Source organism: Bacteroidales bacterium (genome assembly GCA_022647615.1).
Lineage (GTDB): Bacteria > Bacteroidota > Bacteroidia > Bacteroidales > UBA932 > Egerieousia.
On the sequence record JALCKZ010000001.1, the window covers coordinates 2,148,030 to 2,163,511 of the forward strand.

The 15,482-nt window shown below is 42.3% G+C and carries 11 protein-coding genes; 4 read left to right on the top strand and 7 right to left on the bottom strand.

What is annotated here, in order from left to right:
- Window positions 1–30: 30 nt before the first annotated feature.
- From LKM37_09245 to pdxA, 3 genes are read right to left on the bottom strand one after another with little or no spacing between them, the layout of a single operon-like run.
- On the bottom strand, window positions 31–1,050 hold the full coding sequence (locus LKM37_09245; GenBank protein MCI1721168.1) for an NAD(P)-binding domain-containing protein: 1,020 nt from the start codon (window positions 1,048–1,050) through the stop codon (window positions 31–33).
- A complete protein-coding gene (gene rnhA, locus LKM37_09250) occupies window positions 1,050–1,484 on the bottom strand; it encodes a ribonuclease HI (GenBank protein ID MCI1721169.1) in 435 nt (144 codons plus the stop codon). The genes LKM37_09245 and rnhA overlap by 1 nt, the downstream gene beginning before the upstream one ends.
- A gap of 16 nt (window positions 1,485–1,500) precedes the next feature.
- Window positions 1,501–2,622, bottom strand: a complete 1,122-nt coding sequence (gene pdxA, locus LKM37_09255; protein ID MCI1721170.1) for a 4-hydroxythreonine-4-phosphate dehydrogenase PdxA — start codon at window positions 2,620–2,622, stop codon at window positions 1,501–1,503.
- 161 nt (window positions 2,623–2,783) lie between these two features.
- On the opposite strand from pdxA, the gene recG reads away from it, so the two are divergent.
- Window positions 2,784–4,931 carry an ATP-dependent DNA helicase RecG gene (recG, locus tag LKM37_09260; GenBank protein MCI1721171.1) on the top strand — a complete coding sequence of 716 codons (2,148 nt, stop codon included), beginning with the start codon at window positions 2,784–2,786 and terminating at the stop codon, window positions 4,929–4,931.
- Here recG and nfo read toward each other — a convergent pair.
- Together nfo and LKM37_09270 are read right to left on the bottom strand one after the other, a co-directional pair.
- Window positions 4,928–5,776, bottom strand: coding sequence for a deoxyribonuclease IV (gene nfo, locus LKM37_09265; GenBank protein ID MCI1721172.1), 849 nt, complete (start codon window positions 5,774–5,776; stop codon window positions 4,928–4,930). The two genes, recG and nfo, sit on opposite strands and share 4 nt — an antisense overlap.
- 36 nt (window positions 5,777–5,812) lie before the next feature.
- A complete protein-coding gene (locus LKM37_09270; protein MCI1721173.1) occupies window positions 5,813–7,543 on the bottom strand; it encodes a glutamine--tRNA ligase/YqeY domain fusion protein in 1,731 nt (576 codons plus the stop codon).
- Window positions 7,544–7,657: 114 nt separating this feature from the next.
- On the opposite strand from LKM37_09270, the gene LKM37_09275 reads away from it, so the two are divergent.
- The gene (locus tag LKM37_09275; protein ID MCI1721174.1) at window positions 7,658–8,689 is read left to right on the top strand and encodes a YicC family protein; all 1,032 of its coding nucleotides are present in this window, start codon (window positions 7,658–7,660) and stop codon (window positions 8,687–8,689) included.
- Between the two features lie 2 nt (window positions 8,690–8,691).
- Here the strand turns inward: LKM37_09275 and LKM37_09280 are convergent, their stop codons facing one another.
- Together LKM37_09280 and LKM37_09285 are read right to left on the bottom strand one after the other, a co-directional pair.
- Complete coding sequence (locus LKM37_09280; protein MCI1721175.1) at window positions 8,692–9,720, bottom strand: FecR family protein; 1,029 nt, start codon at window positions 9,718–9,720, stop codon at window positions 8,692–8,694.
- Window positions 9,721–9,731: 11 nt separating this feature from the next.
- Window positions 9,732–10,331 carry a sigma-70 family RNA polymerase sigma factor gene (locus LKM37_09285; protein ID MCI1721176.1) on the bottom strand — a complete coding sequence of 200 codons (600 nt, stop codon included), beginning with the start codon at window positions 10,329–10,331 and terminating at the stop codon, window positions 9,732–9,734.
- 96 nt (window positions 10,332–10,427) lie between these two features.
- On the opposite strand from LKM37_09285, the gene LKM37_09290 reads away from it, so the two are divergent.
- Together LKM37_09290 and LKM37_09295 are read left to right on the top strand one after the other, a co-directional pair.
- Entirely contained in the window at window positions 10,428–13,901 is a 3,474-nt protein-coding gene (locus LKM37_09290; protein ID MCI1721177.1) for a TonB-dependent receptor, read from the top strand.
- A gap of 17 nt (window positions 13,902–13,918) precedes the next feature.
- Window positions 13,919–15,469: a RagB/SusD family nutrient uptake outer membrane protein gene (locus tag LKM37_09295; GenBank protein ID MCI1721178.1), complete on the top strand. Its 1,551-nt coding sequence runs from the start codon at window positions 13,919–13,921 to the stop codon at window positions 15,467–15,469.
- Window positions 15,470–15,482: the final 13 nt, after the last annotated feature.

The window sequence follows — 15,482 nt, forward strand, 5'->3', positions numbered from 1 at the left end:
AATTGCCGGCCTAACCGGCATCTAAAGTTACTAGTACAATTTTTCCGTCAATCTTTTAATCACGTAGGCAGGATACTTATGCTCATATAAAATTTCATAAACTGCCTCAGCGATAGGCATATCCACGCGGAAATTCTTATTAATTTCATTAATGCACTTGCTGGCATAGTAACCCTCTGCAATCATGCTCATCTCTATCTGCGCGCTCCTAACGGAATACCCTTTTCCAATCATATTTCCAAAAGTTCTGTTTCGGCTAAACTGAGAATATCCGGTAACAAGCAAGTCTCCAAGATATGGAGAAGTAATCACGTCGCGGTTTCTATCGGGATGCGTAACATTCAAAAAATCAGTCAATTCATGGAACGCACTTGTCATAAGCACGGCGGTAAAATTATCCCCGTAGCCAAGACCGTGGCAGATACCGGCGCACACCGCATAAATATTTTTAAGAGCGGCTGCATACTCAACTCCATAAATATCAGTACCCGGAGTAGTTTTAATATAATCACACGCAAAAGCCTCGCAAAGAATGCGGGCGGTCTCAATATATTTGCTCGTAAGTGTCAGATATGAAAGCCTTTCCATTCCAACTTCCTCTGCATGACAAGGGCCGCTGACAATACCTATTCTGTCAAAAGGGATGTTATGAATCTGATGGAAGTACTCTGCGATTGTTAAATTCTTTTCATCTACAAAACCTTTTATTGCAGAGACAATAAACTTATTGTCCAGAGAGGCTGTAAGATGACTCAGGCAATCCATAAAATAAACGGAAGGGATACAAAATATCAGCACATCAGCAGCATTAACAACCTCATTAATATCAGAGGACATCTTAAGCCTTTCTGGTTCTAGGAGAACGGACTGAAGATACACTTTATTGTGGTGATAATTAAGTATATGTGTGATTTTCTTTTTATCCCTCAGAAACCATGATATTTGGCTCTGGTGGTTAAGCAGCATCTTGACTATTGCCGTAGCCCAGCTGCCGCTTCCAATGACCGCATAACGTAAATTGTTCTTTTCCAGTATATTGTTGCTATTCATTACATATATTTTTTTGTTTGCTCAACAGCCAGAGCATCGCATTTCTCATTCTCCGGATGTCCCGCATGTCCTTTTATCCAATTGAAAGTCAGCCTGAAGCCGCTAGACACTTTTATAAACTCTTCCCACAAATCCCTGTTCATCTTCTTTTTAAAATCTGACGCCACCCAATTCTGCAGCCATCCGGAATTTATTGCCTTCACCACATAAGAGGAATCTGAATAAACATTCACCTCTGCATTTTTCCTCTTAATAGCTTTAAGCCCCTCAATAACAGCAGTTAGTTCCATTCTGTTATTTGTAGTGCTCTTGCATCCCCCAGATAGTTCCTTATAATGCTGACCGCATTTTAACACAACTCCCCAGCCTCCAGGACCGGGATTGCCGCTGCATGCTCCGTCGGTATATAAAAATATAGGCTCTAACTTCTTCACTTGCTGAGCTTTATCTCTACTGTATTACATTTCCGCCGTTACCATTTCCATTATACCTTGGGAACCTCGGCCCCTGCTGCCTTACATCATCCTGTCCAGGAATTTTTGCCGTCAAAGGATTTGCGTGCATTTCATCATATCTTTGGCGATTCCTGTAAATATCTAATGCTAAATAAATTGCAGATAGCATTGAACGCGGATTAGCTTTATTTTTACCAGCAATGTCAAACGCAGTTCCATGATCAGGAGATGTTCTCACAATAGGAAGACCGGCAGTAAAGTTTACGCCGGAATCAAAAGATAACGCCTTAAACGGTATAAGTCCCTGGTCATGATACATTGCCAGCACAGCGTCATAATCATACTGCATTGTTGCAGCAAAAAATCCGTCGGGAGGAAAAGGGCCAAAAGTCTGAATATTCTCCTCGTTCGCCTTTTTAATGGCAGGCCTTATAATACGCTGTTCCTCATCACCTAACAAGCCGTCATCTCCTGCGTGCGGATTTAGTCCAAGCACTGCAATCTTTGGCCTTTCCTTTCCAAAGTCCCTCTTCAAAGAGTCATTCATCAAGCGCAATTTGCTCAAAATAATTTCCTCATTGATTGAGCCGGAAACCTGTGACAGAGGAATATGCGTAGTAACAACTCCAATCTTCAAATTGTCAGAGCACATAAACATCAAACCATCCTTTGCTCCAAAAGTATCTATCAGATATCCCGTATGACCTGCATACTTAAAGTTCTCCAGGGTAACGCCTCTCTTATTGAAAGGTGCTGTAACCAAGATGTTTATAAGGCCATCCTTCAAATCTTTTACAGCCGCGTCAAGCGCCTCAATGGCAGACTTTGCACTATCGTGAGTAAGCTGTCCGGGCTCCACCTGTATTTGGTCAGATAAGCAATTAACAATGTTAACCCTTTTAGGATGAGCATCCTTTGCGGATGTAATAATATTCGTATTAATATTTTCTGTATCAGGTATTTGCTTGCGGTAAATTCCAAATGCTTTTGATGAACCGTAAACTACCGGCGTAAACATTTCCAGCACGTTGGCATTTGACAAAGCCTTTATAATAACCTCATAACCAATACCATTAGTATCTCCTTGTGTAATTCCAATAACAATTTTAGGCTGCATATTTTTTCGTTTTTAGGTCAGCTGCAGGTTGCTCTCCGCACTAGCTAAAGCGCTGTTCCCGCATACAACGCAAGTTACGAAAAAAGTTTATTACTTTTGCTCATACGCAACTTATGGACTAATCGTTGCGCAGCATAAGCAGCCTTTGCGCTGACATGATAATGGCAGACATCCTTGATACTGAAATACAATACTTGCCGGGCATAGGCCCCAAGCGCGCGGACCTTCTTGCAAAAGAGGTTGAAATCCATACGTTTAGAGACCTTTTGTATTTCTTCCCTTTCCGCTGGATAGACAAGTCTAAAATTTACTCCATCTCTGAGGTGACTCCGGAAAGTGCTTATGTTCAAGTACGTGGTGTAATTGTCAAAACTGCAATGGCAGGCGGAGGACACAAAAAAAGATTTGTGGCAACCCTGCAAGATGCAACGGGAAGCATTGATCTTGTGTTCTTTAGCGGCCTAAAATGGATAGCTGACAAAGTCAAAGAGAAGAGCGAATTTATAGTCTTTGGAAAGGTCTCTGAATTTAACGGAACGCTAAACATGGTGCACCCGGAAGTCACTCCTCCGGCAATGGCCCCGGTTTACGGAACAGGCTCAATGGTTGGCATTTACAGTACAACTGAAAAAATGAAGAGCGCCGGAGTTGGCATAAAAGTTATCACAAAATTTGAAAGTACATTGCTGGACAAAGTTCTCCCGTTTATCCGTGAAACTTTGCCGGAAGATTTGCTGCAGCGCAAAGGACTTTGCTCTCTTCAATTTGCACTTAAAAATATTCATTTTCCTCACGATAGAGACTCTCTTCTTAAAGCGCAGAACCGCCTGAAATTTGAGGAGTTATTCTATCTTCAGCTGAGTCTGCTAAAACAGAAAAATGTAAGAATGTCTCATGAAGGCGGACTTCCAATGCCAAAGGTTGGAGACAACTTCAACAAATGCTATAATGCTCTGCCTTACCCTCTTACAGGAGCTCAGAAAAGAGTCATAAAAGAGATGAGGGCAGACATGATGAGCGGAAAACAAATGAACCGCCTGCTGCAGGGAGATGTCGGGAGCGGCAAAACCCTTGTAGCTGTGCTGCTTGCGCTGATAGCAATAGACAACGGATACCAGGCGTGCATAATGGCTCCAACGGAAGTACTTGCCAACCAACATCTTGTAAGCATTTCAAAATTTCTTGCACCAACCTCCGCAACCGTTGCGCTGCTCACCGGCAGTACAAAAACAAAAGACAGAAAACAGATACTAGAAGATTTAGCCGCTGGAAAAATAAATATAATCGTTGGTACTCACGCACTTATAGAAGACAGAGTACAATTTCGCAACTTGGGATTTGCAGTAATTGATGAGCAGCACCGCTTTGGAGTTGACCAGCGCTCCCGCCTGTGGAACAAAGGGACAACCGCAAAAGGCAATAAACCAGCAGGTTCCGCAGCACTATTCCCTCATATACTGGTAATGACCGCAACCCCTATCCCGCGTACGCTGGCCATGACGCTTTACGGAGATTTGGATGTATCCGTTTTGGATGAACTTCCTCCGGGCAGAAAGCCGGTTCAAACCATGCATGCATGGGAAAGCCAACGCCCTAAGGTTTACGCATTTATGAAGGAGCAAATCAAGGCAGGGCGTCAGATTTTCATTGTTTATCCGCTTATTAAAGAGAGCGAGAAAATGGATTATGAAAATCTTGAGAACGGATACCAATCTATCATACAGGAATTCAAAGCACCTGAGTATATTACCGCCGTCGTGCACGGCCAGCAAAAGACAGCCGATAAGGATTTTGACATGCAGCTGTTTGCGCAAGGCAAAGCTAACATCCTGGTAGCTACCTCAGTAATTGAGGTAGGAGTGGATGTTCCAAATGCAACGGTCATGGTAATTGAAAGTTCTGAACGCTTTGGACTCAGTCAGTTGCATCAGCTGCGCGGACGTGTCGGAAGAGGCTCTGAAAAGTCATACTGCATCCTGATGTCCGGCTATAAGCTGAGCCATGAAAGCAAAAAAAGATTGGAGCTAATGTGCAGCACCACAGATGGTTTTAAGCTCGCAGAAGAAGACATGAAAATGCGCGGTCCGGGGGATTTGGAGGGAACAACTCAGAGCGGACTCGCGATAGATTTGCATATTGCCTCATTGTATCAAGATGGCCGTATCTTGGAGAATGCGCGCCAGACCGCCCTCAAGATTCTTGAAGCAGATCCGTTGCTGCAGTCTCCTGCCAACCAGCTGCTTACACGACAAATTGCCGTGCTGCGGCATCAAGGCAAGGACGCCACGGATTATTCGCAAATCAGCTAAGCCTTTATTTCGAAGGATTTCAGCTTGGCGATTTCATCCGGCCAGATATCCGGATTAGGCGTCTCCAGGACAAGCGGAATATTATCAAAACGAGGGTCCTGCATGATGAACTTAAATGTATCCCACCCAAGCATGCCGGTTCCAAGAGATTCATGACGGTCCACATGGCTGCCAACATCTTTCTTTGCATCATTAAAGTGCATGCCACGCAAGTACTTGAATCCTATAATTTTATCAAAGTCAGAGAATGTCTTTTCAAAAGCCTCTTTTGTGCGCATATCATATCCCGCCGCAAAAGCGTGGCAAGTATCAATGCAAACTCCAACCCTGCTCTTGTCCTCAACTTTATCAATGATGGCAGCAAGATGCTCAAATTTGTAACCTATGTTAGTACCCTGGCCTGCAGTATTTTCTATGACCGCAGTAACTCCGCTGGTTTTATCCAGCGCAATATTTATAGATTGTGCTATCAGTGCAATGCACTCATCCTCAGTCTCTAGCTTAAGATGACTTCCGGGGTGAAAATTCAACCTGTCCAAACCAAGCTGCTGACAGCGCTTCATCTCATCAAGAAAAGAGCCGCGCGATTGCTGAAGCCCCTCCTCCTTTGGACTGCCAAGATTAATTAAATAACCGTCGTGAGGCAAAATCTGAAATGGCTTATAGCCGCACTCCTCACATGTTTTTTTGAACTGCTCTATCTCACTTGCTGTCAAAGGTTTGCCAATCCACTGTTTCTGATTCTTTGTGAACATTGCAAACGCAGTAGCCCCTATTGCCTTTGCATTCAGCGGCGCATTAAAGGGACCGCCGGCAGAACTAACATGTGCTCCAATATATTTCATATTTTAATATTCCCGACAGTAAAAAATTCAGTTCAGTTATTTTTTGCGCGGATCATTATTTGCCTTGGAGCGCGGATCATTATTAGCCGCTTTGAAATTATCTCTTAGCGTCACAGTACGGTTATACACAGGATGTTCCGGAGTACTGTCCGTGTCCTTAAAGAAATACCCAAGCCTCTCAAATTGAACGGCGACTCCGCTGTTATCTTCCAGCAATGCAGGTTCCGCATAACCGTCAACAACCTTCATTGAATCTGGATTTAGATAATCTTTGTAGTCTTTATCTTCCGGAATTGAACCCATGTCAGGCTCTGTAAACAATCTGTCTATCAATCTGACTTCCAGCTTCTTTGCAGCAGCAACGGAAACCCAGTGAATTGTTCCTTTAACACTTCTCCATGCTCCGCCGCCCGGTTTTGAAGTCGGGTCATAAGTGCATATAATCTTTGTAATCTTGCCATCTGCATCCTTCACAATCTCCTTGCACTTAACAATATACGCGTACTTCAAACGTACCTCTCCGCCCGGCTGCAAACGGAAATATTTCTTTGGAGGATTCTCCATAAAGTCATCACGCTCAATGTATACGGTGCCGTCAAACGGAACTTTACGTTTTGGTCCGTCGGGAGCTGCAGGATTTAAAGGGGCTTCAAACCACTCAACTTTACCTTTTTCCCATCCTTCAACTTCCACTACAACAGGGTCAAGTACAGTCATATACCTATTTGAGCGAGCATTCAAATCTTCACGCACGCACCACTCAAGAAGTGACAAATCAATAATGTTATCCCTCTTTGCAACTCCAACTTTATCTGCAAACATTTTCAAACTCTCAGGAGTATAACCTCTTCTGCGAATACCGCAAATTGTTGGCATGCGGGGGTCATCCCATCCGCGCACATAATTATTTTTTACAAGCTCTAAAAGCTTGCGTTTGCTCATGACGGTATATGTCAAATTCAACCTTGCAAATTCGTACTGATGTGAGTGGAAAATTCCAAGCTGCTCAATAAACCAATTGTATAAAGGCCTGTGAACGTCAAACTCAAGTGTGCAAATTGAATGCGTAATACCCTCAATGGAATCAGACTCTCCGTGAGCATAATCATACATAGGATATATGCACCATTTAGTTCCCGTTCTATGATGAGGAGTAAAATTTATCCTGTACATGATTGGGTCTCTGAACAGCATGTTAGGACTCGCCATATCAATTTTTGCACGCAAAACTTTCTCACCCTCTTTATATTTTCCCTCTTTCATTTCCTGGAACAGCTTAAGATTTTCCTCTACGCTGCGGTCTCTAAAAGGGCTAGGAGTACCTGGTTTTGAAACAGTTCCACGGTTTTCTCTAATTTGCTCAAGTGTTTGGTCATCAACATAAGCAAGGCCTTTCTTTATCATCTCGACAGCCCAATCATATAGTTGCTGGAAATAATCGGAAGCATATCTTTCATTAGCCCATTCAAAGCCAAGCCACTTTATATCATTCTTTATAGAATCCACATACTCAACGCTTTCCTTTGTCGGATTAGTATCGTCAAAACGTATATTTGTTTTGCCGCCATACTTTTTCGCAAGCCCAAAATTCAGGCAAATGCTCTTTGCATGACCAAGATGCAAATAACCGTTTGGCTCCGGAGGAAAACGGGTCAGCACGCTTTTCACGCGTCCCGTCTTTAAATCGCCTTCTATAATCTCTTCTAGAAAATTAAGGGAACGACCTTCCCCTTCATTCTTAATCTCTTCTTTCTTAGAATCTTCCATAATATTACCCAATAAACTAGTCTCACAAAGATACAATTATTCCCTCGGAACTTTTTGCAAAACACAGATAATTTGTAAAAAGTTCCGAAGGAACTATATTTGTAAAAAAATAAGATGGTGAAATCAATGACAGGTTACGGAAAGGCGGAATGCACTCTTTCCGATAACAGCAAAGTAACGGTGGAGATTCGCACGCTTAACGGAAAAAGCGCGGATATAAATTTTAAAAGCAATTTTGCTCCAAAGGATAAAGAGCTGGAGATCAGACAGTATTTAACGCAGCAGCTGCACCGCGGCACAATTGATTTTTCCATTAATCAGACAGCCGGAGACTCTGCGGCGCAGAAGACAATCAACAAAGAAATTTTTGAACAGTACTATGACCAGCTTAAAAATTTGCAGGATTTTCATAAGTCCGCAGGTTTTATCGGAACCGGAGAAGAACCTGTAGATGAGGCCGTTTCCGGCAGGACTCACGACAGTTCATGCTGCACAAACGGACAAGAATACCCTTCATATACATCAGACTCAATATTAATGTCCGCAGTAATGAAACTTCCGGATGTGCTGCAAACCAAAGAACAAGTCATATCAGAGGCTGACTGGCAGCAGATTACAGAGACAATACACACGGCGACAGATAAATTAAATAACTATCGCGATACAGAAGGAAAAGCCCTTTATGCAGATGTGACAAAGCGCGTCGGCAACATAGAATCATTCCTGGAAGAGGTTAAAAAGCAGGATGTTACAAGAGTTCCGGCTATTAAGGAGAGGCTTAAGGCAAAGATTGCGGAAGCCGGAATCCCTTCTGATCCAAACAGATTAGAGCAAGAAATTGTATTCTACGTTGAGAAATTAGATATCAATGAGGAAAAAGTCCGCCTTGCCCAGCACTGCAAATACTTCATGCAAACTATTGATGGAGAAGCTGATGCAACCACCGCAGCAACCGGATCATCTGCCGCTGCTGCAGCCGGAGCAGAAGAATATCCCGGCAAAAAGCTAGGATTCATCATTCAGGAAATGGGACGTGAAATCAACACCATCGGCTCAAAAGCCAACGACGCTGATATTCAAAAATATGTAGTCCGCATGAAAGATGAACTGGAGAAGATCCGCGAGCAGAGCATGAACATTCTATAAGCTTACTCCAAAGTAACCACGTTGTTCTTGCAAGTGTACTTGACCGGCATAATCAGCTTCATTATCTCCATTATCTGAACTATTGATTCTGAAGTGAATACGGCGGATAGCTTGTAGGTGTATATATCATTGTTCTTTACGATGAATTTTGTGCCGTGCCATCTCTCCAGAGTTCTTAAAACTTCCGGCATCGGAGTGTTGTCAAAGACAAGCGCACCATCTTTCCATGCTTTGTCATTCTCCGGCTTTGGAGATATAAACTGCTTAACTTCAGCAAGTTTTGGAGTATAGTTGAAGGTCTCGTTGGGCTTCAGCTTTATAGTAGAAATCTTAGAAGTATTAGCATCGCGATAGTGCATTTTTATGCTTCCCGTATACAGAGTTGCCATTGCATTATCCTCATTATCATAGCTTTTAATGTTAAAGCTTGTACCTAAAACCTCCAAAGAAAAATTCTTGTTTGTCATCACTATCATTGGATGAAGAGAATCTTTCTGTACTTCAAAATAAGCCTCGCCGCTAATTGACACATTCCTGGTTCTCCCGTTAAACCCCTCAGGATAAGTGATTTTGCTATCTGAATTTAGCCATACGCGGGAACTGTCGGGAAGAACAACAAAACCCTTAACCCCTTTCTCTGTGTAAAGAGTATGTATAACTGGCTTGTGCGGCAAGATATTGGAAACTTTGGTTATACCTGCAAGCCTGTCATGTTTTGGTTTAAGCAAATAGCCCGCAACAAAAAATATTGCGGCAATTGCAGCTGCTGATGCACAATATGTTACAATGGAAAGCACCCTGCTTTTTCCAGAATATGAACGGCCTGCGCTCTTATCTCCAGCAGCATCCCCTTTAAAGAATGTATCTGCAGTATCCTTATTCTCAGCCATTTCCATCACATTGAACAGTTCTCTCTCACTTGCAAAATACTTCTTATTTGCCGGAGACTCATTAATCCATCGGATTATGGAATCCATCTCTTCCTTGGAAGCCTCACCCCTAAAGAATTTTATCAGAGTATATTTTTTCATAAAAATGTTTTTCAGTTTATGTAATCCTTAAGCAGCCGCTTCATAATCAGAAGCGCCGATGTAATTCTGGCCTCAATCGTGCTCTCGGCAACATTCTCAATAGCAGCAATATCCTTATTTTTTATCCCCTGGAATCTGCTCATGACAAAAGTTCTGCGCACTTTAGGTTTCATCATAGACATTCCCTTCCCTATGATAGCCTCAACATCTACCTCATAAAGTTTTGGAGAATATGAATTTTCCAATGCCGTATAATTAAGAAAATCAGCCATTTCCTTGATAGAAGAATCAGCATATTTGTTTGCGTTCAATTTCTTCCTCAGAATATTCAGGCAGGAATTTTTTGCAGCCTCGTAAAGATATGCCACAGAGCGTTCCGTATCTATATCGTCCATCTTCTTCCAGAAAGAAGCAAACACATCATGTGCAACATTCTGTGCCTCAGACATATCTCCAAGATAGCCGCGGGCAAAAAATATCACCCTCTGCAAATTTGCAGAGTAAATCTTCTCAAAGAGAGCTTTTTTATCAATACCTGTGTCCACAGCGTCGGTGCGCTCTACAGGAACGCTTAACCCTGGAACAAAGATACTACTATTATAATTGCTCATTTAATTTAAGACACTCAAAAACGCGTTTACCATAATTTTTTTTTAGGGATTAAGGCAGTTTGAGTGTCTTATAAATAGAAACCTAACATAGTAAACATGGGTAAAAAACTATTTTTAAAACTTAGACAAAGAATTGCCTTAGTTTTAGCCCTTCTTCTTGTTGCCCCGTCGTTCATTTTTGCACAAAGCGGAGTGACAATAGAAGTTAATGGCGCACCGTTAAAAACGGTGATGGAGAGTATCTCTAAACAAAGCAGTTACAGGTTTGTATACACCAATGAGCTGAACGTTGCATCCTATAAGGTGACGGTCTCCTCTAAGAATGAACCTGCTACGGTTTTGTTTGATAAAATTTTTAAACCCCTTAACATCAATTATCGTATCAAGGGGAGCCAGGTAGTCCTTGGCATTACTTCAAATCTTGCGCAGAATACAGAAGAAAATGCACAAAGCGCACAGCAGAAAAAAAATTTAATTTCAGTTAAAGGAACCGTAAAAGATGCTGCGACGGGCGAACCTATCCCCTATGCTTCTGTCTTTGTAAAAGGCACAACATCAGGAGCATATACAGCAGATGACGGTTCTTTTAATATAGCCCGCGTACCGGCAAATGGAACGTTGACATTCAATTATGTGGGCTATAAAACTCAGGAAATATCAGTCAACTCCCGCGCAATAATAAACGTTCAGCTTGCATCTGAAGCTGTAAATCTGGACGATGTTCTTGTTGTTGCATACGGTACTGCAAAAAAGGAATCTTTTACCGGTTCTGCAGAAGTTGTTAAATCAGACAAGCTGCAAAAAAGAACGGTATCCAATGTAACAAAGGCAATTGACGGAATGGTTACCGGAGTTCAATCAACTTCCGGAAGCGGCCAGCCAGGCGCAGGAGCATCAATCATCATCAGAGGATTTGGCTCAATCAACGCAGCCAGAGACCCTCTTTATGTAGTTGACGGAATTCCTTACGACGGCAATATCAACTCCATAAACCCTTCAGATATAGAGTCTATGACAATTTTAAAGGATGCATCTGCAGGAGCTCTTTACGGTTCCAGAGGTGCAAACGGAGTTGTTATGATTACTACAAAAAAGGGAACAAACGGAGACTTGTCAGTTGAGTTCAAGGGTTCATGGGGCGTATCCTCACGCGCTATTCCAATGCACTCAACACTAAATGCTTACGGCTATGTGGAAAGCATTTACAACTCATACCGCGGAGAACAAATCCGTAACGGAGTATCACCTGCAGATGCAGGCCAGGCTGCTCTTAATGAGATGATTAATGGCTCAGGCAAAATCTTTGGAACTAACGCAATGTACAATCCGTTTGACTGCAACGCCGCAGATATCATTGACTTAAGCACAGGCAAAGTAAAGTCAGGCGCAAAGCTAAAATGGAATGAGAGCTGGATGGACGCTGTGACTCAGAATAATCCTCTGCGACAGGATTATGTATTAACTCTATCGGGAGGCAGCGAAAAAACAAAATATATGTTTTCTCTCGGCTATCTGGATGAGAAAGGAATGGTTGTCACGACAGATTTCAACAGATATTCAGGCAGAGCAAACATTGACTCACAAGTTAAAGATTGGTTGAAGACGGGAGTTAACATGAACGTTGCAAAGTCCAAGGCTGTAACTACTTCCCTTGGTTCAGGCGACGGCTCTTCTTCTACCGCATCATCAAATGTTTTCCATGCTTCATTCTTAATGGCCCCTATCTATCCTGTATATGAGAAGGATGACAATGGCCAGACAATTTATGAAAACGGCAGCGCAGTTTATGATTACGGTGTAAGCCGCCCTTCCGGAGCAAGTCCAAACTGGAGCAGCATCGGAGCACTTTACAATGACCGTTATCGTTTTGCAGTTGAGAGTGTTAGCGGCAGAACTTATATAGACCTTGGAGGCCTTAAAGAAGGACCGCTAAAGGGTTTAAAATTTACTACCACATTTGGTTTTGACTACAAAAACAGCAGATATGATTATTACTACAATCCATACACAGGCAATGCAGTTGAGACAAACGGAAAGGTAGAAGTTGATACTTATAAAACTTTCAGCTACACATTCAACCAGCTGCTTAATTACAACCGCACTTTTGCAGAGAAACATAATCTTGATGTTTTAGTTGGACATGAGTATTACTCATACAAGAATAATTACTTCGGAGGCAGCAAGACAGGTCTTCCTTTTGGAGGAATGTATGAATTATCAGCCGCTTCAACTCTTTATTCTCTAGATGGTTATGAAGACAATTACGGAATCGAGTCTGTACTGTCGAGATTAAATTATAACTATGACAATAAATACTACTTCTCCGCAAGTTACAGAAGGGATGCATCTTCCAGATTTCAGAAGAGCAAGAGATGGGGAGATTTTTGGAGCGTAGGTGCAAGCTGGAGAATTTCAGAAGAGAAATTCATGAAGGATATCAAGTGGATTAACAACTTGACAGCCAAGGCTTCATACGGTGTTCAGGGAAATGATAACATTGGAACATATTACGCATGGCAATCTTTCTATAATCTTGGATTTCCTAACGGAGCTCTTTCCGGCGCCCTTATTTCTTCCTTGGAAAACAAGGACCTGAAATGGGAAAAGAACGGAAATCTTAACCTTGGTTTGGAGGGCAAGTTCCTGGATAACAGGATTCAAGCATCAGCAGAATGGTACAGCAGAAAAACTACGGACATGCTGATGGCATACCCGATGGCTACTTCTCTTGGATTTTCATCCTTCAATAAAAATGTAGGAAGCATGCGCAACAGAGGATTTGAATTCTCCGTTACGGGAACTGTAATGCGTACAGATAATCTTGAATGGAATGTAACATTGCAGGCTTCAACTATAAAGAACAAAGTGCTGACACTTGCTGATAAAGACGAGATTATAAGCGGTACCTACATTACAAAAACAGGTGAAACGCTTAACTCTTTCTATGTATCAAAATCTGCCGGAGTTGACCCTGCTACAGGTGATAAACTTTATTGGGTTTGGGATACGGACGCTAATGGAAACAAAGGAACAGAGTATATATCAAACAGTTACAGTAAAGCAGTTTCTTGCCGCCACATTGCAGGCAGCAGAATTCCTACCGTATACGGCTCTATCTCAAGTGATTTCAGATACAAGAATTTTGACGCCTCTATCATGACAACATACTCAAAAGGCGGAAAGATTTACGATGGTGTTTATCAGGCAATTATGTATCCGTTCTATCCGGGCGTAACAGCAGCTTCCAACAGAACAAAAGCATGGAAGAACCCTGGAGATATTACAGATGTTCCAAGAATTGATATTGCAGGCAATTATGCAACAACAGATGATGATTTGTTTGACGCATCATACTTTGCAATAAAGAACATTACGGTTGGATATACACTTCCTAAGAGATGGACAAGCAAAGCTCGCATGTCCTCTGCAAGAATCTCATTAACAGCAGATAATCTTTGGGTATTCACAGCCCTTAAAGGCATGGACCCTCAGACCAATTTCACCGGCAGCACAGGTTATACCTACAGCGCCGCAAGAACAATTTCATTTGGCCTGGATATTAAATTCTAATAAGGGAGGAATTGAATATGAAAAAAATAATTAAAAATTTATCTATAGTTTTCATCGCGACAGTTCTTTTTGTTGCAGGAGGGTGCTCAAAGCAGCTAGATACTGTTCCAACTAATCAGGCTACCGGTACTACTCTTTTTGAAAACGTAACGAATGCGCAGACCGCCCTAAACGGTATCTACAGAGCTCTTTATACTTGGCAGCTTGCAGGCGGATGGGCAGGAGAGAACGGAGGAATAATGGCTTACAACCTTGTAGGTTGCCTTATGGGTGAAGACCAAATTCAGCATGAAGCAGGACCAGGCTGGTTCACAGATGATTATAAGCTTAATGTTTACGGATATTACACAACCGTAAAAGGCCGTTCATACAACGTATGGTATTACTTCTACTATATAATTGCAAACACTAATTATATTCTTGCAGAAGAAAATACTCTATCCGGAGACGCAAGCGCAGTTAAAGATTTGATGGGACAAGCTTATGCACTTCGCGCTCTATCTTATTGGTATCTTACTCAGTATTTTTGCCAGCATTCTTCTAGTGCTCCGGGCGTTCCAATTTACACAGAACCTACCACGGCAAAATCAGAAGGAAAGGGCAGAGGTACTGTCGCTGAGGACTATAAGCAAATGACAGCAGATGCGGCAAAAGCTGTTGAACTGTTAAAAGCAGGCGGACTTAGCCAGGTCAACAAGTCACATATAGACCTTGCTGTCGCTTACGGAATTCAAGCTAGAATAGCTCTTCTTACAGGCGATTATACAACTGCTTACACTGCTGCAACAAGCGCTATTTCAGCACATGGCAGCGGCGTGGGAAGCTGGAGCGATGTTAAAGTTATTAACGACGCTTCCAAGAGCAATGTGATGTGGGGACTGCTAATTGAGACTTCACAAAACCTAATGGATGATTGGGCTAACTTCCTGTATTTCATGGATGCAGACGTTGCAGAGTCTTACGCTTCCAGAGCAAGAGAGTGCATAGATTACGGTTTGTGGAAATTGATTCCTGCTACCGATTACAGGCTTGCATGGTGGAACGGAGAAATTGCAAATGAAGAGTCAGGAAATTCTAAAGTAAGTTATTGCCAGCAGAAATTTAAGTTCTTAAACTCTGCAGCAGGCACCGGAGATTTCATTCTGATGAGAACGGAAGAGATGGTACTTATTGCAGCAGAGGCGGCATGTCAGAAATCAGATTTCACAAGTGCTAAAACTTATCTGGAAATGCTTGAGTCTAAGAGAGATCCAAACTACGCAGCAAGAATTGCCAGCCTGGATCCTTCAAAAACTTACCAGACAGATACAAAGCTTGCACCGGTTTCTTACATGGATGAAGTGCTGTTTCAAAGAAGAGTTGAGCTATGGAGCGAACTTCCAAGAGTCTTTGATTTGCAGAGACTTGGACTTGGATATACAAGAGACTACACTGGTTCTAACCAAACTCAAAAATGCATAGGAAAGAACACAAGCGCAGGCTCAAAGTATTTCATTCTGCCAATTCCACAAGCGGAAATAGATGGTAACGCAAATATTACATCGGCCGACCAAAATCCTGAGCCATAATGTTTTGCATGGA